The organism is Vibrio sp. D420a (assembly GCF_030248625.1).
Classification (GTDB): Bacteria; Pseudomonadota; Gammaproteobacteria; order Enterobacterales; family Vibrionaceae; genus Vibrio; species Vibrio fortis_A.
In genome coordinates, this window is the sequence record NZ_JAHGAN010000027.1 from 71,842 (window position 1) to 93,674 (window position 21,833).

The 21,833-nt window shown below is 45.3% G+C and carries 16 protein-coding genes and 2 tRNA genes; 11 read left to right on the forward strand and 7 right to left on the reverse strand.

Annotation, left to right across the window (positions count from 1 at the left end):
* The first annotated feature begins 439 nt into the window (after positions 1-439).
* Positions 440-1,078, forward strand: a complete 639-nt coding sequence (locus KI743_RS17510) for a YchE family NAAT transporter (RefSeq protein ID WP_032551978.1) — start codon at positions 440-442, stop codon at positions 1,076-1,078.
* A 129-nt stretch (positions 1,079-1,207) separates the two neighbouring features.
* Positions 1,208-2,050, forward strand: a complete 843-nt coding sequence (locus tag KI743_RS17515) for an ion transporter (protein WP_150869011.1) — start codon at positions 1,208-1,210, stop codon at positions 2,048-2,050.
* Between the two features lie 336 nt (positions 2,051-2,386).
* Here the strand turns inward: KI743_RS17515 and asd are convergent, their stop codons facing one another.
* On the reverse strand, positions 2,387-3,505 hold the full coding sequence (gene asd, locus KI743_RS17520) for an aspartate-semialdehyde dehydrogenase (RefSeq protein WP_285467464.1): 1,119 nt from the start codon (positions 3,503-3,505) through the stop codon (positions 2,387-2,389).
* 507 nt (positions 3,506-4,012) lie between these two features.
* On the opposite strand from asd, the gene nhaC reads away from it, so the two are divergent.
* The gene (gene nhaC / locus KI743_RS17525; RefSeq protein ID WP_285467465.1) at positions 4,013-5,449 is read left to right on the forward strand and encodes a Na+/H+ antiporter NhaC; all 1,437 of its coding nucleotides are present in this window, start codon (positions 4,013-4,015) and stop codon (positions 5,447-5,449) included.
* A 72-nt stretch (positions 5,450-5,521) separates the two neighbouring features.
* On the opposite strand, the gene KI743_RS17530 is transcribed toward nhaC, so the two are convergent.
* Positions 5,522-6,970 (reverse strand): Hpt domain-containing protein, encoded by a 1,449-nt coding sequence (locus tag KI743_RS17530; RefSeq protein ID WP_285467466.1) that lies wholly within the window; start codon positions 6,968-6,970, stop codon positions 5,522-5,524.
* Between the two features lie 114 nt (positions 6,971-7,084).
* Positions 7,085-8,089, reverse strand: a complete 1,005-nt coding sequence (yejK, locus tag KI743_RS17535; protein ID WP_285467468.1) for a nucleoid-associated protein YejK — start codon at positions 8,087-8,089, stop codon at positions 7,085-7,087.
* Between the two features lie 84 nt (positions 8,090-8,173).
* Here yejK and KI743_RS17540 point away from each other — a divergent pair, with 84 nt between their 5' ends.
* From KI743_RS17540 to KI743_RS17555, 4 genes are all read left to right on the forward strand, one after another.
* Positions 8,174-8,401, forward strand: a complete 228-nt coding sequence (locus KI743_RS17540; RefSeq protein WP_032551972.1) for a YejL family protein — start codon at positions 8,174-8,176, stop codon at positions 8,399-8,401.
* Between the two features lie 28 nt (positions 8,402-8,429).
* Positions 8,430-10,232, forward strand: coding sequence for a DUF3413 domain-containing protein (locus tag KI743_RS17545; protein ID WP_285467470.1), 1,803 nt, complete (start codon positions 8,430-8,432; stop codon positions 10,230-10,232).
* Positions 10,233-10,379: 147 nt separating this feature from the next.
* Positions 10,380-10,470, forward strand: a tRNA-Ser gene (locus KI743_RS17550).
* 269 nt (positions 10,471-10,739) lie between these two features.
* A tRNA-Ser gene (locus KI743_RS17555) sits at positions 10,740-10,830 on the forward strand.
* A 57-nt stretch (positions 10,831-10,887) separates the two neighbouring features.
* On the opposite strand, the gene KI743_RS17560 is transcribed toward KI743_RS17555, so the two are convergent.
* Positions 10,888-11,808, reverse strand: coding sequence for a histone deacetylase (locus KI743_RS17560; RefSeq protein ID WP_285467471.1), 921 nt, complete (start codon positions 11,806-11,808; stop codon positions 10,888-10,890).
* Between the two features lie 256 nt (positions 11,809-12,064).
* Here KI743_RS17560 and KI743_RS17565 point away from each other — a divergent pair, with 256 nt between their 5' ends.
* Both KI743_RS17565 and KI743_RS17570 read left to right on the forward strand, forming a co-directional pair.
* Positions 12,065-12,751 carry an SDR family oxidoreductase gene (locus KI743_RS17565; RefSeq protein ID WP_285467472.1) on the forward strand — a complete coding sequence of 229 codons (687 nt, stop codon included), beginning with the start codon at positions 12,065-12,067 and terminating at the stop codon, positions 12,749-12,751.
* A gap of 18 nt (positions 12,752-12,769) precedes the next feature.
* Positions 12,770-13,762, forward strand: coding sequence for a DUF3080 domain-containing protein (locus KI743_RS17570; RefSeq protein WP_285467473.1), 993 nt, complete (start codon positions 12,770-12,772; stop codon positions 13,760-13,762).
* Here KI743_RS17570 and KI743_RS17575 read toward each other — a convergent pair.
* The 3 genes from KI743_RS17575 to KI743_RS17585 form a co-directional block, all read right to left on the reverse strand.
* Positions 13,759-15,714: a DNA topoisomerase III gene (locus tag KI743_RS17575; protein ID WP_285467474.1), complete on the reverse strand. Its 1,956-nt coding sequence runs from the start codon at positions 15,712-15,714 to the stop codon at positions 13,759-13,761. The two genes, KI743_RS17570 and KI743_RS17575, sit on opposite strands and share 4 nt — an antisense overlap.
* 94 nt (positions 15,715-15,808) lie before the next feature.
* Positions 15,809-16,357, reverse strand: coding sequence for an NAD(P)H nitroreductase (locus KI743_RS17580; RefSeq protein ID WP_285467475.1), 549 nt, complete (start codon positions 16,355-16,357; stop codon positions 15,809-15,811).
* Between the two features lie 150 nt (positions 16,358-16,507).
* Entirely contained in the window at positions 16,508-18,517 is a 2,010-nt protein-coding gene (locus tag KI743_RS17585; protein ID WP_285467476.1) for an NADPH-dependent 2,4-dienoyl-CoA reductase, read from the reverse strand.
* A gap of 279 nt (positions 18,518-18,796) precedes the next feature.
* Here KI743_RS17585 and sppA point away from each other — a divergent pair, with 279 nt between their 5' ends.
* The gene (gene sppA, locus KI743_RS17590; RefSeq protein ID WP_285467477.1) at positions 18,797-20,647 is read left to right on the forward strand and encodes a signal peptide peptidase SppA; all 1,851 of its coding nucleotides are present in this window, start codon (positions 18,797-18,799) and stop codon (positions 20,645-20,647) included.
* 117 nt (positions 20,648-20,764) lie between these two features.
* Positions 20,765-21,781: an asparaginase gene (gene ansA, locus KI743_RS17595; protein ID WP_032551963.1), complete on the forward strand. Its 1,017-nt coding sequence runs from the start codon at positions 20,765-20,767 to the stop codon at positions 21,779-21,781.
* The last annotated feature ends 52 nt before the right edge of the window (positions 21,782-21,833 follow it).

Here is a 21,833-nt window from a genome sequence, read left to right on the forward strand (position 1 = left end):
ACTCATGATTTATATAGACTAAAATCACAATTCACATTCGTACAAAAAACAGGCAAACGGATAATTTTTTTCTAATTAATGTCATATTCTGTAAAAAAGTTTCATTTTTAATCAGCTCACTTACATGTACACGGCAAAAATTGTGCTACTGAGAGTATATCCATCCCGTTGCAACGGGCGAGAAACTGTCATAATTTTTATTAAAAGCGTGCGCGAGATAACATTTAGATCAAATCAGGTTACAACATGAAACACCAAACAAAATCCCGCAACATTCAAATTACACATCTATCACTCAATTAGTTTTTCTAAAAAACAGCCCCCTTTTCAGGTTAGTTTTTTTCATTCGCGCTCTTTGAATTTGTCCCTTACATTACGCACTCTGATATAGGTCAGATCAAAGTCACTTTACTATTAACGCTAACTGGAGATCGCTCTCATGCAAGGTTTAGAACTCGCAATCTTTCTGCAATTCTTCCTTGGGCTTGTCGCTGCTGTAAACCCTATTGGTATCATGCCTGTTTTCGTTTCTCTCACGGCCCATATGCCGCCTGAAGAGAGGAATCGAACTGCATTACAGGCTAACGTCGCTGTAGCGGTTATATTGATTGTGTCGTTAGTCGCAGGACAAATGCTATTAGACATGTTCAGCATCTCTTTGGACTCGTTCCGAGTAGCCGGTGGTTTACTGCTTCTTAGCATCGCGTTTTCAATGATGAGCGGTAAATTAGGTGAAGATAAACAGAACAAACAAGAGAAGTCAGAATACGTAAGCAGAGAGCAAATCGGTGTAGTACCTCTTGCGATGCCGCTCATGGCAGGTCCAGGTGCGATCAGTTCAACCATTGTTTACGGCTCTCGCTACCCAGCGGCCATTGATACTGTGGGTATTGGCATTAGCATCGTCGCTTTTGCAACCTGTTCATGGTTACTGTTCCGTTCTGCACCCGTGATTGTGCGCTTCCTAGGCCAAACAGGCATCAACGTGATCACCCGTATCATGGGTCTAATTCTTGGTGCACTAGGTATCGAGTTCATAGCCAACGGTCTTCGTAACCTATTCCCAGGTTTGGCGTAATAAAGAAAACGTTTAACCGACACTAAAAACGCTATCGAGGCGAGTAAAGCATAGGCTTTCACTCGCCTCATTTATTTCAACCGAGTATGATGTTTACCAAGTCATTACAATAAGCACATTTTTACAACCATGCCTCGACACTCTCTTAAGCATCATCTCTATGTCATCATTTTTGGTACACATACCCGAGCGGGACGTATCTTTGATATCTCGCTGATTGTTGCCATTATTGCGTCTTTAGTGGTTTTGATTCTCGAGTCACTACCGAATGTTATGACGGCTTGGTCACAAGAGCTGCGCTATATTGAATACACCTTTACGGCACTGTTTACGATTGAGTATCTATTAAGGCTGTATTGCTCACCAAAACCGAAGTCCTATGCCACCAGCTTCTATGGTGTGGTCGACCTGCTTGCAATTTTACCAACCTACCTAGCGATACTCTTCCCGGGAGCATCGTTCATGGGCGTGATCAGGTTGTTACGCGTGATGCGCATTTTCCGCATCCTAAAGTTGGTGCGCTATCTTCAAGACTCCAACATCCTTTTGCGTTCGCTATTACATGCAAGGCGTAAAATTCTGATCTTCTTTAGTACGGTGGGTATCTTGGTAACCATTTTTGGCTCTCTGATCTTTGTTATCGAAGGGCCGGATAATGGCTTCACCAGCATTCCACAAAGCATCTACTGGGCAATTGTAACCATCACAACTGTAGGATACGGCGATATCGTTCCACAGACGGTACTCGGCAAAGCTATTGCGTCACTAACCATGCTATTGGGTTACTCAATTCTGGCAGTACCAACAGGCATTATTACCGCTGAACTGAGCAATGAAATGAATGCGCATAAAGAGCTAGTGAAGTGTCCAAACTGCAATCGCTCAGGCCACGATTCAGATGCACTCCACTGTAAACATTGTGGTAGCGAGTTGGCTGATCCTGATAAGCGAGTTGTGGTTGAGGATAACTAAGAGCAGATTCGAGTGGCGAGATGCGAAGGGATTTAAACGCAGTTTCGAGATCCGAGTAACGAGATTCCCGACTACGCTCCTTCGTCGCTATCGGGAATGACGTTGGTTTGGAGGTAATCTCCCGTCATCCTCAAGAGTGAGGAACGAACGAGTTGGGGATCTTTGTTCTTTTAGTGTGAAGGGCAAGTTTTAATATCTAAACAGATTGAGTCATAGATAAACTGACCTCCAGCGTTCAAAAAAGCCGATGTATAAACATCGGCTTTAGACTCTCATCAAGCGACGAGTTTAAAAAGGACAACGCCCCTCTCACCTCAAAACAGAGAACTCTTTTTTTTACGCCTTCTCAGCAAGGATGATGCGTAGAGTACGACGTAGAGGTTCTGCTGCACCCCATAGTAGTTGGTCACCTACTGTGAATGCATTTAGGAAGTCGTTACCCATAGACATCTTACGTAGACGACCTACTGGCACAGACATAGTACCTGTTACTTTCGCCGGCGTTAGCTCTTGAGCTGTGATATCACGGTCGTTAGGGATCACTTTAACCCAATCATTGTGCGTTGCGATGATCTCTTCGATTTCGTCCATTGGAACGTCTTGCTTAAGCTTAATAGTCAGCGCTTGAGCGTGACAACGCATTGCACCGATACGTACACAAGTACCGTCGATTGGAATCGGTTGACCATCTAGGCCTAAGATCTTGTTCGCTTCAACGCCCGCTTTCCACTCTTCTTTGCTCTGACCGTTTTCACGCTTCACATCGATCCATGGGATTAGCGAGCCAGCAAGAGGCGCACCGAATTGGTCTGTAGGGAAAGATTCTGAACGAATTGTGTCCGCTACTTTCTTGTCGATATCAAGAATAGAGCTCGCTGGGTTAGCAAGTTCAGAGCTTACACTGTCGTTGATTACACCCATTTGTGAGATAAGCTCACGCATGTTCTTTGCACCTGCACCAGAAGCGGCTTGGTACGTCATTGCGCTCATCCACTCAACCATGCCTTTTTCGTAAAGACCACCCAGTGCCATAAGCATCAGGCTCACAGTACAGTTACCGCCAACAAACGTGTTAGTGCCGCCGTGAATGCCTTGTTGGATTTGCGCCAAGTTAACAGGGTCAAGAGTAATGATAGAGTCAGCATCCATACGTAGAGTTGAAGCTGCATCAATCCAGTAACCTTTCCAACCTGCTTGACGCAGTGCTGGGTAAACTTTTGATGTGTAGTCGCCGCCTTGACATGTGATCACAGCATCAAGCTGTTTTAAGCTATCAATGTCAAATGCGTCTTGCAGTAAACCCGCATCTTTACCACCAAGAATAGGGGCTGGGATACCGATTTGAGATGTACTGTAATAAACAGGTTCAATCAGGTCGAAGTCACGCTCTTCAACCATACGTTGCATTAGTACAGAACCGACCATACCACGCCAACCAACTAGACCTACTCTCATCTCGAACTCTCCATGTATAAAAATTAAATTGCTTTCCTCCATCTATAAGTTTTTCAGTAACAGAACTCAAGCGCTTTTTGTCAAAAAGTGTAACTTTTTCGTTTCTTTTCAGTGAACGGGATAAATCTGCGAGTTATCTGTTCTTGGCTTAACCTAACTAAAGTACAGAAAATACACGCCAAATCTCCTTTTGAAGGCTTTCAAACCGCCATTCAGCTCAAATTAAAACCGATGCGAACAAATTGCAATCAGCACTTATAACTACAACATCGCCAATAAACAAAATAATCATTCACAAGGCGAAAACAATGTGCAACAAAAATCAACATTATCAAATCATTAATTTAACAAATATTTAGGTTTTGATACCAAAAATAAGACTATAAATAGTTAAATATCACAACTATTACCTTATTTTTCGATATAATCATCCAATTAATGTAGTGTCCAATTCGTACCCCACACTATAACGAAGCACTATAATGCTCGAAATAATAAGAGGCTTTTATGCAGCAGAGTAAAACTCGCCTACCGAACTTGATGCAGGTTTTCATTTCGTTAGGGCTATTTTTGTCCCTCGCGTTTTCTTTTACAGCGAAGCTTGATCTTCCTATCCAACTCGCGCTGTACATCGGTTGGTTTATCATCATGGTTTTAGGTATTCGACTAGGCCATCAATACAAAGACTTAGAAAAAGCAGCGCTCAATGGGATCTCCAATGGCTTAGGTGCTGTTTTAATACTTTTAGCGGTAGGTGCTTTAGTTGGTACATGGATCTCTGGCGGTATTGTTCCGACCATTATCTACTACGGTTTGAAAGCGATTCACCCATCGATCTTCCTGCTAGCAACAATGATCATCTGTTCATTAACTGCACTCGCAACTGGCACTTCGTGGGGCGCTGCGGGTACTGCAGGTATTGCGATGATGGGTATTGGTCAAGGTCTAGGTGTTCCTGCTCCAATTACAGCAGGTGCAGTGCTTTCAGGCTGTTACTTTGGTGACAAGATGTCTCCACTGTCTGATTCAGTAATCCTTGCTTCTTCAATGTCTAACGTAGAAGTGGTCGAGCATATTAAAGGTATGCTGCCAGTTGCTCTGATCAGTTACATCATCACCGGTATTATGTTTACAGCGTTTGGCTTCCACTACGCAGGTAACGTAGACATGAGCCAGGTTGAATCTGTTATCAAAGCGATGGAAGTACAGTTTTACATTACCCCTTACTCTTTCGTTCCTGTTTTAATCGTATTAGGCCTGCTTGCGTTCCGCATGCCTTCATTCCCGGTGATCAGCTTTGGTTCTCTGCTTGGTATTATCTGGGCAGTGATGATTCAAGAGATCGATTTCCTAACGGCGTTTAACACGGCTTGGGCTCCGTTCTCTATCTCTTCTGGTGTTGAATTTATTGATTCAATCTTGAACCGCGGTGGCATGTCTTCAATGCTTGGTTCAGTAGCCGTCATTGTGTTTGGTTTAGGCTTTGGTGGTTTGCTTGATAAAGTGGGCGTACTTGAGACAATCGCAAAAGTGTTTGAGCGCCGCGTAAACAGCGCAGGCTCACTAGCCACCAGCACGATTGGTACGGCTTTCATGGGTAACGTATTTGGCTCAGCAATGTACGTATCTCTTATCCTAACGCCTAAAATCTGTGCTAAGAACTACGACCGTCTAGATTACAAACGTAAAAACTTATCTCGTAATGCGGAGTTTGGCGGCACTCTTACCTCAGGTATGGTTCCTTGGAGTGATAACGGAATCTACATGGCGAGTATTCTTGGCGTTGCGACCCTGTCTTATGCCCCATTCATGTGGCTGAGCTTCATCTGTATCATCGTAACCATCGTAACCTCTTACATGGGTTGGTTCGTTGATAAATGTGAACCTACAGCACCTGCAGTTGAAGCTGAAGAAGCGCTAGAGTTAAACAAGCAGCAAGCTTAACTCTCTATAGTACTCAAATAGAAAAAAGAGCAACCACACCTAGTGTCGTTGCTCTTTTTTATAGAGGTTGGTTTATCCGTGTTTTGCTAAATGGTCTCTCGCTGCTTCGACAGTCGCGCCGATAGCTAATTCCAGTTCTTGTAGATCGCTATCTTCTATTGGCTTGGACTGCTTCATCTTAGCTTCAACACTAGTCGAAATGGCAGCAAGCCTTGATGCTTTAATACTCCCTGCGACACCTTTTAAGCTGTGTACAACGCGAGCAGCCGTCACTTCATCGTCAGTTTTAAGCTCCATGAACTTATTGAAGTCATTGGCATGATCTTCTACAAACACGTTCAGTAGCAAAGCCACCGACTCATGATCGCCATCTAGAGTTTCAAGCATCTCATCAATATCAATCACGGGCTTGTCGTCCAAATCAACGGATGCCGTGCTCTCTTCTTTCTGTTGCAGTGGAACCACGTTATCCATATCTACAACGGCTGAATCCGCAACCAAAGAAGATGGCGAGTTATTGGAAGTTGACGCATCCAAGTCACCAGAGTTCATACTACTCGACGGAGCTTCAAAAATAGGTTTTTCAGTCGCTGGCGTGTTCTGATTCTCAACGGAGATCGAGTTACTTTCTAAATGATCTTTGGATTCTAGTGATTCTGAAGTATCTGGGGATTGGTTATCTTCCGACTGGCTGCCTGGACGCAGAGGTTGTTCATGATCATTTACTACTGTTGCGTGCGATTTAAGCCGCGCAAAAGCCAGACAACAAAAAGCAAGCGCACTCAAAACGGCCAACGCCGTCAGCATGTAAAACTGGCCAGAGTGGTATTGGTTTTCTAGAGCGATGATCTGCTCGTTGACTGAGTTCTTCTTGATTCTATCAACCAAATAATTGAGCTGAGCATAATTTCCTAGCAATGACGATGCATCCGCGAGCAGTTGTTGCAGCGCATCTTGTTCATCTTCCTCTAACTGATAGGACTGTTCTAAAATCGCATCGAAAGCGCGATAAATCGATGAAGAAGTATGGTTTTCAGAGTACATAGCTTGGAAAACCACGGTACCAAATTGGTTCAGCAGTGGCAGCATTTGCTCTGACGTATTTGGATCGCCGCGCAACGCCTTTATATCATCGACCAGATACTGAACTTGGCTCTCTATCGGAGTAAATTCGTTAAATTTCTCTAGAAACTGGTCAACGACATAGAGCAGTTGATTCACGTCTGGGCGAATCCAAGCATTTTTGTAATCGGATTCAACTTGCAGTCTTAGCGAATAAACGAGTTGGGCATCGAGTGCCATATCGTTAATCCTTGAGACACGAAGCGGCTCTGAAAAGTAGAGTGACTGCCTAAGTTCAGTAACACGAATGCCGAGTTCTTCAATCTGTTCTAATGACTGGTTATAGGCACGGCTTAGGTTGAGTAGCATCAAGGTAGGAATAAGCCAGATAATCAAAACCAAAGCGATGATTTTCGTTGAACGCTTAATCGTGGGTTGTGGGGTCACAGATAATTCCATCGACATTCCTTGTTGTGATCCAATGATTCGACGAGACAGATACCGATTAGGGCAACATCACCCCAAACAAGTATGAGTAGCAGCGTCCTGCTGCCACTCATTGTTAACTTAACTCTATGACTTATTTCTAGTCAACTGATCACGTAAGTTTGGTGGCGTACCTTTGATCGTCAGTGTGTCTGTTTCCGGATCGTAAAAAATACGCTCGCCAAGCAGTAGGCTGTCAAAACTCACGTTCAAGCCGCCACCCGCGCCAACAAACTTAGTCAGTTTACGCATTGTCGCGCGATCAGCAGGGAAACTTTCTTCAAGCTCATAACCCTGTTCGCTGGTGTAATCTAAAAAGCTGGTACCGTCTGTGCTTGGAGGAAGCTCTCCAGAAAGCTCACGAACCTGAACTTCATCACCCGCTTTCAACTGTTCGTTGCAGTAATCGGCTACCTGCTTCTTGTAGTTGATCGCTTCTTCCTTCTCGAGCTTAGAGTCGGAAACAAAGTCTTCTACTGCTTGCATCAGTACTTGGTTTTGTTGCTTTGCATCCAAACCTACTTCAGCTTGCAAAAAGTCTAGGAAGAAGTCTGCTACTTTACGCCCAACACGACCTTTAATGTATGCAAGGTAGCGATTCGACTCTTTATCCGTTTCGTATGTCGATAGGTCAAGACGAGCCGCAATGTCCATTTTCGAGATATCTAGGTAGTCTGTTGCGCTGATATCAAGGCCTTCAGTAACTTTAAGGCTTTGGTTTGATGGCAGCAGACCGATGAATAGGTAATCTGTCGCCAGCGACTGATATTCTGCTAAAACCAACGTACCTTCATCAGCAAATGGGTATTTTGAAAGCTCTTCTTTCAGACGTTGAGCACTTTTTTGTGAGAAATCGTAGAAATTTGTCTCGCCTTTACGAAGTTCATGCAACCACTGTTGAAATTCGCTGTCGGACTTAAATGCACCAAACCCTTTGCCAGGTTTTGAGTTAAAAACGCGATGCAGTTCAGCCACTAAGCTTTCAGATGAAGCATCGTTGTCGAGAGACTCAGCACGGAAGTTAACAATCAGTTCATCCTGATCGTTCTTGCTCAGCTGGTGTAAAATTACGTTGGAAAGATGAAGGCTCATAGTGAAAATATTATCGTTCAGGTTTCAGTTGTCGTGAATTGTAGGTTATCATAAGCCGCTTTTACTATCATTATTAGAGTCCTTATGCCGATTATATCTAAATACACAGATGAACAAGTTGAAAACATCCTAGCTGAAGTAGGTGCTGTACTGTCTAAGCACAAAGCTTCACCAGAACTTTCACTGATGATCGCCGGAAATATCGCAACCAATGTCTTAAATCAGAACGTTGCTGCTTCACAACGCAAAGGAATTGCTGAAAAATTTGCCGAGGCATTAATCTCTTCGCTTGACGAAAAGAAGTCTCACTAAGATAGACTGACGGATAAAAGAATAATAAATGGTAGACAGCGCAAACTCATATAGCGATCGTGTATCTCGACTAGTTGGTTGGGGTCACTGGTTTGCATTTTTCAACATCATTGCTGCGATGTTGATCGGTACTCGTTATATCACTCAATCAGCTTGGCCCGAAACTCTATTAGGACAGTTCTATCTGGCCGTTTCTTGGGTTGGCCACTTTGGCTTTTTAGTATTTGCTCTCTACCTATTGGTGTTGTTCCCACTCACCTTTATATTACCGTCAAGAAAGTTACTCCGACTTGTTGCCGTTTGCTTCGCAACAATCGGATTAACTGTTCTATTGATAGATACTCAAACCTATCAAAGCATTAACCTCCACCTGACGCCTGTCGTTTGGGAGGTACTATTTAGCGAAGAAGAGACTGCGTTCAGTTCAGACTTGCAGCACCTATTCATCGTTATGCCGCTGATCTTCATGCTCCAGCTCGGTCTTTCTGAGTGGGTATGGCGCAAACAGCGCAAACTTTCACACAAACATGTCGGCCGACCTATCGCCGCTGTGTTTTTCTTAAGTTTTATTAGTAGCCATCTCACCTACATCTGGGCAGATGCGTACTTCTATAACCCAATTACCAGCCAAAAGGCGAACTTCCCGCTCTCTTACCCTATGACAGCGAAAAGCTTCATGGAGAAACACGGCTTACTTGACCGTGAAGAGTACTTAGAGCGACGCGAAGCAAATGCTGACAACGTTGATCTTGTTAGCTACCCGCTGGAAGAGATTCAATATAACCGCCGCAGTGCTGACCTTAACATTCTTCTAGTTAGCGTGAATAACCTGCGCGCTGACGCTCTGAACAGCGACGTAATGCCAAACAGCTTTGCGTATGCCAAAGAAGGAATTAACTTCACCAATCATTACAGCTCTAGTAATGATATGTATGGCATTTTCGGTCTGTTCTATGGGCTGCCAAGCAGCTACTCAAGCAGCATTAAATCACAAGGTTCGAACGCGGTATTACTCGATGTTCTAGAACACCACAACTACAGCATCGCTGCCTTCAGTGGCGATCACTTCGAAGATGCAATGTTCTCTGAAATTATCTTCCGAGGCAGAAATGTAGAAGAGAGTGCAGCGACTTACGATGACCAGAGTGCCATTAATGCTTGGTCTGAATGGGTACAATCTCCAGAGGCTGGCGCACCTTGGTTTAGCTTTATCGAGCTTACAACGCTGGATAATTTCACCAACTACCAAAATGACAGCAATGAAACTCGCAGTGCTTTTGAGCGCTTCACTGCCGACTATCAAAAATCAGCGATGGCGGCAGATACTGAACTACAAACGATTTACCAAACACTTGAAGAGCTGTCACTGACTGAGAATACCGTTGTGATCATCACTTCAAACCACGGTACTGAGTTTAACGAGACCAAAACAAACAGCTGGGGTGCAAACTCAAACTACAGTCGTTACCAACTGCAAGTGCCTATGTTTATGCATTGGCCAGGTAAAACGGCGTCAGAGTACACTCACCGCTCTAGTCATTTAGATCTATCTGTCACTTTGCTTCAAGATTTATTGGGCGTTTCTTCTAACCCGAACGATTTCAGCAGTGGCCGTAACCTATTCGACGAGAGCAAGCGCAAGTGGATCTTAGCCGGTGATTCTCGTGAACTTGCGCTGGTTACAACACAACAGACAACGGTTATCGACAAGTTTGGTAACTACAAGCTTTACGACAAAGATTACAAGCGTTTGAAAGACGTGAGTCCGCGCTTACCTGTGTTGATGCAAGGTCTGACTGAGCTGCAACGTTTCTATACTAAGAACGACTAAAACTCAGTGAAATATAGATTTAACCAAAAAAGGAAGCGTGAGCTTCCTTTTTTATTATCATTAATGTTTATAAAACGAGCATTCAAACAAAATAATGAAAATTAAGGGTTTACAAGCCCAAGGATGCCTTATATTATTCACCGCACTGGAGAGATGGCTGAGTGGTCGAAAGCACCGGTCTTGAAAACCGGCAACCGTTAATAGCGGTTCTAGGGTTCAAATCCCTATCTCTCCACCACATTCTAAAAGCCGCTGAGAAATCAGCGGCTTTTTTCGTTTCTGAACTCTAAAGTTATCTTCACTCATATTTACGACCCTCTCCCTAAACTTCGAGACTCAATAAGCTCGCGGTAAAAATATTCACTCGCAAATCTTCAAACCAACGTACTCATTTGATCAAGTTTTCAGCACTCAAATAAAAAAAACAGTTAAAGCGGTCATAAAGAAAGCAAACGCTCTTTGTAGGGGTTTACAAGCATCAGCATGCTTTATATTATGCACGCCATCGGAGGGATGGCTGAGTGGTCGAAAGCACCGGTCTTGAAAACCGGCAACCGTTAATAGCGGTTCTAGGGTTCAAATCCCTATCCCTCCACCACATTCGAAAAAGCCGCTGAGAAATCAGCGGCTTTTTTCATTTCTGTCGTCGTCAAACTTAACTCATGACCTTATATGCCGCGTTCAACAGCTGCATGTGAATCGGCACTAAATCTTGATGCTGTGAACGATATCCGCCCCCGACAACACACGCGATAGGAATATCATTACTTTTCGCCATTTCAAACATCAAGCAATCGCGTTGATAGATCCCGTCAGTCGATACGTTAAGGTACCCAAGCTCGTCATCTACATGAATATCAACACCCGCATCGTAGATAATCAAATCTGGCTGATAGTGCATCAAAGCCATTTGTGTCACTTGCTCGAAGCTTGCTAAAAATTCTGCGTCTTCGGTTTCTCGAGATAGAGGGACATCAAAATCAGATGACGGCTTGCGCGCTGGGAAGTTCTTGTCGCAATGAAAAGAGAGCGTCGCAATATCTGGCTCATTCTGACATAAAGTTGCAGTACCATCGCCATGATGGACATCGCTGTCGACAATTAAAACTGTTTCTATGTGTTCAAAAGTCAGCGCATGCTTCGCCGCCACGACCAGATCGTTAAACAGACAAAAGCCACTGCCAAAATCATGGTGAGCGTGATGGTAACCACCACTCAAATGAATGGCGATACCATGTTCAATCGCCATTTCAGCAGCTAGAGCCGTTCCACCAGCAGAGCAAAGCGTCCGCTCAATAAGCTGCTCACTCCAAGGAAAACCTATACGACGCATCTTAGGTGCAGCTAGCTGACCGCTGGTGAGCAAATCAACATACTCTGCACTATGAACGTGTTTCACCTGCTCTATTGATACGGGGTGCGGTTCAAACAACTCAAACGCTTGATGCCAATTAGAGGATTCTGCTCGTTTGGCCTCGACAGCCTGATAGAGAAGTCGATATTTGTTAATTGGATAACGGTGCCCTTCTGGTAAAGGGAGCTGCGAGTATATGGGATGATAGATTAACGGGATCATAAAACGCTTCATTTTGACGGAGTCTCAAGATCATAACAGCCTGAGTCTTGGCGACAACCGCAATAAATGATAATAGTTATCATTTATTTAAATAGAGGCACCATTTTGAAAAACTTAATGTTATTCAGTGGAGTGATCTGCGGCTCTCTGGTTGCAGTAATGATATTCGTGACTATGTTGCTAACTAGTTGGTGGGTCGTTGATTTTCTGCTGGGAAGCCATCAAACTTAGTTTAATCTCTCTACAAGGACTTCTCATGAGCACCATCTTCATTACTGGCGCAAATCGCGGTATCGGACTCAGCCTAACGAAACAATATTTAGAGTTAGGACACACGGTTTACGCGACCTATCGCGATCAAAAAACAGCGGCATCATTGATTGCTATGAATGAGCAATACCCACAACTCACCTGCCTCCGACTTGATGTAACAGACTACCCAGCTGTATCAACACTTGCAGACCAAATCAGCCATATCGATATCTTGATTAACAATGCTGGTTACTATGGACCTAAAGGCTACGGTTTGGGCAATACCGATGTTGACGAATGGCGTCGCGTTTTTGAGATTAACAGCATAGCCCCTCTCAAACTCGTTGAAGCCATGCTGCCAAATCTTTCGCAAAGTGCAGTCAAGAAAATCGCTTGTCTCTCTTCCAGAGTGGGCAGTATGACAGAGAACACCTCCGGAGGTGGCTACATTTATCGCTCTTCCAAAGCGGCTCTTAACTCAGTTGTGAAAAGCTTAAGCAACGATCTGACCTCTCAAGGCTTTACTGTATTAGCGTTGCACCCAGGTTGGGTACAAACTGAGATGGGCGGACCAAATGCGCTTATCGATACCGATACTTCGGCAAAAGGACTCATTCAGGTTATCGAGAAAAGCGGTCTTGATTCAAGTGGTCACTTCCTTAACTACGATGGCTCCGCTATCGCTTGGTAGATAGTCCTAGGTGCTAAGATGAGAATCCCTTCAACCCACTATAAATCAGCTCTTCTAGCCGCTGTATGCCTGCTTCTCAGTGGGTGTTGGGATACACAAGGCGACTTATTTGATGAGTACCACAGTCGCGTCGCTCGGGTTCAAGATGAAGATCGAATATCACAAGAGTGGGAGTTTGAAGCACTGCCAAGAAAACGCGAGCTGAATATCAACATTGAGCCGATTTCGATGGGGCTTTTAGATAGCTATCAACTGAGAGAGTGCGGGCTGTTCAATTTGATTGCGGAGCGTAATTCTGTACTTGGTAAAGTCGCGGACCAGTTTCGCAACTTTGACTACCAAGTTGCGTTTCTCAACGGACTTTCCGAGTGCTTGAATCATCAAGGTATCTCGTCTGACGTTCATCAGCAACTTCTCAACATTGATCAACAAAAGCGTGACCAACTCGCACAGCACCGATGGAACCTTCTCTACGCCAGTGACGCAATGCAATCTCAATTGCGTGGTAGCCAATGGCTTAGCGAAGATGTTGGCCTAAAAGTTCAACGTGTCAGTGACGCTTTGGGCTATCTTGACCAATCCTTCAATACAAGACTCACCTTAGGGTCGGTAACCGAAGTACAAGAGACACTTGAAAAACAAGCCGTACTTGGCGATCTTCACTACTCTTTGAGTGCTGCTACGTTCGAGTTAAATCAGATAACCCAACAACTCAAAACGTACGATCACAAAATCATCTGTGGAAAGCAGCGCGATACCACCAAATTTCGCCACCTCAATAATGTCTTCGAGCAACAGTTTATTGGACTGGTTCAGCCCTATATGGCCCAGTTAGATGGTTACTACCAACAACTAACCCCACACCTTTCATTGTTCGAGGCGCAACCGCAGTTGCACTCTTACACTTTTCCGTTAGCAGAAACTCATCAAGCATTCAGAGTCTCCATCCGTGAGCACGTAGACTATTGGAAAGCCCTTTTTGAGCGCTGTGGCCGCAAAGTCGGACGCTAGCTCGATGCTCGCTTCTTGGTAAACTTCTTACGCCCACCAGCCTTACGTTTTTTATAAGCCGGCCTTTCAACTTTCGGCAGATGACGCAGTGATTCTGGTACTTCAGATGTTTTCACCTGATGCATAAGCCCAGATATTTTATTTTCAAGATCAGACATGAAAGGCTGGTAAGCTTGATTTCGTTCCGCCATCCCTTGCAGTTGGTGTTCCCAGTGTGCGGTCATATCAGGGAAGGTCGAATCTTCAGGTAGAGCGTGAATCAAGCCTCGGCCAGCAGGACTGCTATGAATGCTCTTACCCTGACGCGTCAACAATTGCCTTTTGAATAGCGTATCAAGGATGCCTGCGCGGGTTGCTTCGGTACCTAATCCATCGGTCTCTTTCAAAATCGATTTCAGTTCTTTATTAGCAACAAAACGTGCAATACCTGTCATCGCCTGTAGAAGCGTTGCTTCAGTAAAGTGTTTTGGTGGCTCTGTTTTCTTATCCCCAATCACGCCCTCGCGACAAGTCAATACGGTTCCTTCAGGCAAAGGCGGTACCGTATCAGCACCATCACTCTTATCAGCCGAGTCCGTTTTGCCCATCAGAACTTTCCAGCCTGGGGACAGCAGCTGTCGGCCTTTAGCAATAAATACGCCTCCAGCGATATCAAATACCAGCTTAGCCTCTGCATAGACGGCGTGTGGGTAGAACTGCATTAAATATTGTCGAGCAATCTGCTGGTAGATCTTCATTTCATTACCAGAAAGGCCGTTCACTGAAGACTTTTTTGGGGTTGGAATAATCGCGTGGTGCGCATCAACCTTACTGTCATTCCAAGCTTTAGAACGCAGTGACAAATCAGCCCCCTGAGCACCTTGCTCAAGCTCTTTGGCATTATTGGCGATAGCATCAACAACAGACTGCCTTTGTGAGTAGTGATCTTTTGGCAAGTAACGGCTATCTGAACGCGGATACGTGATTAGCTTATGTTTTTCATACAGAGACTGACAGGTATCCAACACTTGTTGTGCGCTCATGCCAAAACGTTTCGCAGCATCGATTTGTAACGCAGAGAGCGAGTATGGAAGCGGAGCCGCTTGTTTGGTCTGCTTCTGCTCTGACTCCACCACTTTAGCGGGTTGATTCTGAATGCGACTGGCGACGTTCTCCACCAGTTTGCGATTAAGAACTCGCCCTTCTTCGTCCTGCCAAGGTTTGCACGCTTCGCTCGGCTTCCAGCGAGCCCGAATATCGAAGCTATCACTACCACTTTGATAAGGAATCAAAGCATGCAGTGTGAAATAGTCTTTGGGGATAAAGTTTTCAATCTCTTCATCGCGTCTCACGACCAATCCAAGCACCGGTGTCTGTACTCGTCCGACCGACAACACGCCTTGGTATCCCGCCTTTTGTCCGAGCAAGGTATAGGCACGAGTCATATTCATACCATAGAGCCAGTCAGCTCTTGAGCGCGCCAAAGCAGACACAGACAGAGGGATAAACTCTTTGTTGCTGCGCATCTGTCCTAGCGCACGCTTTACCGCCGGTAAGTTTAGGTCGCTGATTAGTAGTCGCTGAATCGACTCTTTGCGAGTTTTGGAAACTTTACAGTAGTCGATAACCTCATCCACTAACAGTTGCCCTTCTCTATCAGGGTCTCCTGCATGCACGATCTGCTTGGCATCCTTGAGTAGTTTACGGATTACAGTTAGCTGTTTGCTGGAGCTCTTTCTTGGCCTGAGTTGCCACTGTTCAGGCACGATAGGTAGGTCGACTAAGTTCCATTTCTTATATCGCTCTTCATAAGCATCAGGCTCAACCTGCTCTAAAAGGTGGCCAATACACCACGTCACCACATCGCCATTTCCGCACTGGATGAAGCCTTCCCCTTTTTTTTGTGGGTTAGGCAAAGCAGCGGCAATAGCACGACCTAAGCTAGGTTTTTCAGCAATGATTAAGCGAGACATGATTTTCCAGAGACGACAAACAATTAGAGCCACATTATCTAATGTGGCTCTAATAAATCAAGATAAACTGTTTGTTTATACAGTAAGTGAGTGGTTATAGGAACTCAACAAACTGAGATAGGTTGCGCTCTGGCACTTTCATTGGCGTACAGCCTGGTGTCCCTAGGTACAAGAAGCCGACAATTTCATCTTCGCCTTCAAGCCCAAATGCTTGATGTACCTCAGGGTGGAACATCCATTTACCTGAACGCCAGAAGCCTTGGAAACCCTGCGCGACAGCGGCCATTTGCATTGCTTGAGCGGCACAACCTGCAGACAGGTGCTGCTCTAACGCCGGTACTTTTTCGTGCTCAGTCACTTTTGCGATAACGGTAATCACCATAGGTGCACGAAAAGGCGCTTTTTTCACCTTCTCTACAACAGCATCTTCACTGTTATCCGCTTCTGCTGCACGAGCCAGAATATCAGAGAGTTTCTGTAGCCCTTCACCTTGTGCGATCACAAAGCGCCAAGGGGTTAAAGCAGCATGGTCAGGGGCACGCAATCCTGCTTTAATAATGTTCTCTAGGGCAACACCTTCAGGGGCTGGCTCAGATAGCTTGGCGATAGAGCGTCTATTGAGCAATAGATCCAAAGCATCCATTTGAAGTCCTTACTATTTTCTTATTTGTATCTTTGAACTGTAGCATAGATTACAAACGATAATAAGTCGCAACATCTGTAACAAAAAAGCCCTCAGAGATTCTCTAAGGGCTTAGGTGAGTTTTCACACTATTTGTGCTCGGATATAGCTTTAAAGCTTGGTAGCTAGCTCTACCCCCTGACGAATCGCTCGAACTGCATCCAGCTCACCCGCGTAGTCTGCACCACCGATTACGTGTAGCTTACCGCCAAACTCTTGCCACATATCTTCAAACGGTCTCACAGACACTTGGCCCGCACAGATCACGACTGAGTCCGCATCCAACACTTTCGGCTCTTTGTTAACAGTAATATGCAGACCTTGGTCGTCAATTTTCTCGTAACTTACGCCACCCATTAGGTTTACACCACGCTTCTCAAGGGTACGCTTATGAATCCAACCGGTGGTCTTACCCGGACCTTTACCCACTCTGCCCGCTTTACGCTGCATAACCCAAACGGTTTTATCACTCATTGCATCTGGGTATGGGAACAAGCCACCAGGGTGCTCCATGTTCTTATCAATGCCCCACTCGTGCAGCCAGTCATCCAAGCTATGTGAGGCAGGTTCAGTCAGCATAGTGGCGACATCGACACCAATACCACCAGCACCAACGATCGCGACCTTTTCGCCTACTGGTGTCTTATCGCGAATCAAGGTTTGGTAGTCGATCACTTTCTCTTGGTCAATACCTTCTAAGTTCAGCTTTCTCGGCTCAACACCTGCCGCCATGACGACTTCATCGTACTTAAGGAGCATCTCAAAAGTCGCTTCAGTATCGAGTTTAAGGTTCACGCCAGACGCATCAACTTGGTTGGCAAAGTAACGAATCGTCTCTCTGAACTCTTCTTTGCCTGGGATCTGCATCGCTAACCTGAATTGACCACCGATACGGTCATTCTTCTCTATCAAGTCAACTTTGTGACCGCGCTGTGCTAATGTCGTCGCACACGCCAAACCAGCCGGGCCAGCACCTACAACGGCAATAGATTTACTCGCTTCTGCTGGTTGAACGACAATTTCTGTCTCGTAACAGGCTCTTGGATTCACCAAGCAACTTGCTCGTTTGCCCTTAAACACATTGTCCAAACACGCTTGGTTACAGCCGATACAGGTATTAATGAACTGCGCTTGGTCTTGAGCGGCTTTATTTACAAAATCTGGGTCCGCCAAGAATGGTCGCGCCATCGACACCATATCCGCTTGCCCAGAACTTAAAATACGTTCAGCTTCTTCAGGCGTGTTGATGCGGTTACATGTCACTACTGGGATAGAGACATAAGGCTTCACTTTTTCCGTTACCCAAGAGAAAGCGCCTCGAGGTACTTGAGTTGCGATTGTTGGAACACGAGCTTCGTGCCAGCCGATACCAGTGTTAATGATGGTTACGCCCGCTTCTTCAAGCTTTTGAGCTAAAAGTACGACGTCTTCAAAGGTACTGCCCTGCTCAACTAAGTCCAGCATCGATAGACGGAAGATAATAATGAAATCTTTACCAACGGCTTCACGAATCGATTTCACAACTTCAAGCGGGAAACGCATACGTTTTTCGTAAGAGCCACCCCATTCGTCATAACGCATATTAGTGCGCTTACAGATAAATTGGTTAATCAAGTAGCCTTCAGAGCCCATGATTTCAATGCCATCGTAGCCCGCTACTTGAGCGAGCTCAGCGCTGTTAGCAAAGGCATTAATCGTCTTCTTGATTTGACGAGGGCTCATTTCACTCGGTGCAAACTTAGCAATAGGCGCCTTGATTCCAGAAGCACTTTGAGCGAATGGGTGCATTGCGTAACGGCCGGCATGCAAAAGTTGCAGTGCAATTTTACCGCCGTGTTTGTGTACGGCTTGCGTGACGACTTGGTGTGCCTTCGCATGTTTTACTTTGCTGAATTCAGCACTGAAGGGATGCAGTCTGCCACGCAAGTTTGGAGAAAAGCCGCCCGTTACAATAAGACCGACGCCGCCTCGCGCTCGCTCTTCGTAAAACGCAGCCAACTTGTGCAGCCCTTCTTTATTTTCTTCAAGGCCTGTATGCATTGATCCCATCAATACACGATTTCGTAACTGAGTAAATCCAAGATCTAGAGGTTCTAATAAATGTGGGTACATGGCAGACATCACTTCTGTTATTTATCCTTGTGGTCTGACCACAGTATAGTGCACAAACCAAAATTTCAAACAACCGTTTACATTTTTGTAACACCGATCATAATGCAGGGCGCATTAATCGTTCAAAAGAGCATAAGCTGACTACACTTAATGAGAATATCTATCGATTAACAAATAGTTCATCTAGTTTGGAACTTTGAATTAACGTAGGATACTAAACAGTTAATATTATTGAGATAAATAGTACTACTGCTTGTTTAAGTGTGGTGTTCTCGCCGTGGAGAAATAATGAAAAAAATAGCCAAATTTATCGGTATGATCTTTAAAGGGATATGGAAACTGATCACCTTCGTGCGTGTTGCAGTGATCAATCTGTTCTTTTTATTGAGTATTGCCCTCATCTACTTTGTGTATTTCCAAACGGACAACACACAGCCTACGGTTCCACAGCAATCGGCATTAGTGCTTAACCTATCAGGCCCAATTGTCGAGCAGAGCCGTTACATCAATCCAATGGATTCAGTCACCGGCTCGTTGTTAGGTAAGGACTTACCAAAGGAAAACGTGCTTTTTGATATCGTTGATACCATTCGTTACGCGAAAGATGACGAGAACATCACCGGCATCGTGTTAGCACTGGGGGAATTACCAGAAACCAATCTCACTAAGCTTCGCTATATTGCAAAAGCGCTGAACGAGTTCAAGGCAACGGGCAAGCCAATCTACGCCATTGGCGATTTTTACAACCAAAGCCAATACTACCTGGCTAGTTACGCCAATAAGATCTTCATGTCTCCAGATGGCGGCGTTCTCCTCAAAGGCTACAGCGCTTACTCGCTTTACTACAAAACACTGCTAGAAAAGCTAGACGTAAACACGCATGTATTCCGCGTAGGTACGTATAAGTCAGCGATCGAGCCATTTATACGCAACGACATGTCGCAAGAAGCGAAACAATCGGCGTCTCGTTGGTTAGGTCAGCTCTGGGGAGCTTATGTTGATGATGTTTCAAATAATCGTCAGATCGAGTCTGCAACCCTAAACCCAAGCATGGAAACCTTCCTATCTGAGCTTGAATCTGTAGACGGTGACATCGCTCAGCTTGCTAAGAAGCTCGGCCTAGTTGACCAACTATCGACACGACAAGAGGTTCGTTTAGAACTTGCTGACACCTTTGGTAGCGATGGCAAAGACAGCTACAACGCGCTGAGTTACTACGACTACCGAGCAACCATGCTACCAGATCTGCCAACTTCAACGGATGATATTGCTGTTGTGATTGCAAGCGGTGCGATCATGGATGGTAAGCAACCTCGCGGTACGGTCGGTGGTGACACTACCGCAGCTCTACTTCGCCAAGCTCGTAATGACGACCAAGTTAAAGCTGTCGTTCTACGTGTCGACAGCCCGGGCGGCAGTGCATTCGCGTCTGAAGTAATTCGCAATGAAATCGTTGCTCTGAAAGAAGTAGGCAAGCCGGTTGTGGTATCGATGTCTAGCCTAGCGGCTTCTGGTGGTTACTGGATCTCGATGAGTGCAGATAAGATCATGGCACAGCCAACGACTCTTACCGGTTCTATCGGTATCTTTAGCGTGATCACGACCTTTGAAAAAGGCTTGAATGACATTGGTGTTTACACTGATGGTGTCGGTACATCGCCGTTTTCTGGCTTGGGCGTAACAACAGGCCTAACCGACGGCGCTAAAGATGCATTCCAAATGGGTATCGAGCACGGCTACAAACGCTTTATCGGTCTGGTTGGCTCTAGTCGCGGTATGGATGTAGAGAGTGTCGATAAAGTAGCTCAAGGTCGAGTATGGACAGGGCAAGATGCTCTACAGTACGGACTGATTGATGAAATCGGTGACTTTGACGACGCTATCGCTGCTGCTGCAACGCTGGCAGAGCTTGAAGAGTACAACGTTTACTGGGTTGAAGAGCCGCTTTCAGCAACCGAGCAATTTATTCAAGAATTCATGAACCAAGTTCAGGTGTCTTTAGGACTTGATATTCAGAGTCTTATCCCAAGTGGTTTACAGCCAGTTACTCAACAATTGGCGCAAGATAGCCAACTTTTAAGTAACTTTAATGACCCTCAAGGCCGCTACGCATTCTGCTTGAATTGCCAAGTGCAATAAGCGCCTCTCCTCGCTCTTCTATTAAGAGGTACCTCTGTGTGGGGTGCCTCTTTTTATTGGCAGATTATCCGCTATAATCGCGTCCCTGTTCCCTATAAACAAAAAGTAACAATCGCTATGGAAAGAAAACATATCTACATTGCGTACACTGGCGGCACCATCGGTATGCAGAAATCGCATGACCACGGCTATGTTCCAGTGGCGGGTTTTATGGACAAGCAGCTAGCAAGCATGCCTGAGTTCCACCGCCCAGAGATGCCTGAGTATACGATTCATGAATACTCTCCGCTGATGGACTCTTCAGACATGACGCCGCTAGATTGGCAGACCATTGCTGATGACATCCGCGCTAACTACGATAAGTACGACGGCTTTGTTATTTTGCACGGCACAGACACCATGGCTTACACGGCCTCGGCACTCTCTTTCATGCTAGAGAACCTTGGCAAACCAGTGATTGTGACAGGCTCACAGATCCCTCTTGCAGAGCTGCGCTCAGATGGTCAAGCAAACCTGCTGAATGCGCTGCACATTGCGGCCAACTACCCGATCAACGAAGTCACACTGTTCTTCAATAACAAATTGATGCGTGGTAACCGTAGTACCAAATCACACGCTGATGGTTTCAACGCATTTACCTCACCAAACCTAAATCCACTACTTGAAGCGGGTATCAATATCCAACTAAGCAACAATGTAGTGGTTGATCAGAAGCCTGAGGGCGAATTCAAGGTACACAACATTACACCTCAACCAATTGGTGTGATCACAATGTACCCAGGTATTTCTCACGAAGTGATTCGAAACACCCTGCTTCAGCCAGTAAATGCGATGATCTTGCTGACATTTGGTGTGGGCAATGCGCCACAAAACCCAGAACTGCTGCAACATCTAAAAGATGCCTCAGAGCGTGGCGTCATCGTGGTTAACCTGACTCAATGTCTTGCTGGTAAAGTGAACATGGGCGGTTACGCGACAGGCTGTGCTCTTGCCGATGCCGGTGTAGTGAGTGGTTACGATATGACCCCTGAAGCGGCACTGGCAAAACTGCACTTTTTACTTAGCCAAGACCTAAGCTACGAACAAGTAAAAGAAAAAATGCAGCAAGTATTGCGTGGTGAAATGAGTCTATAACCGAAGATATACTCGGATAGACAACACGCTGAAAATCAAAGCGAAGGCAATA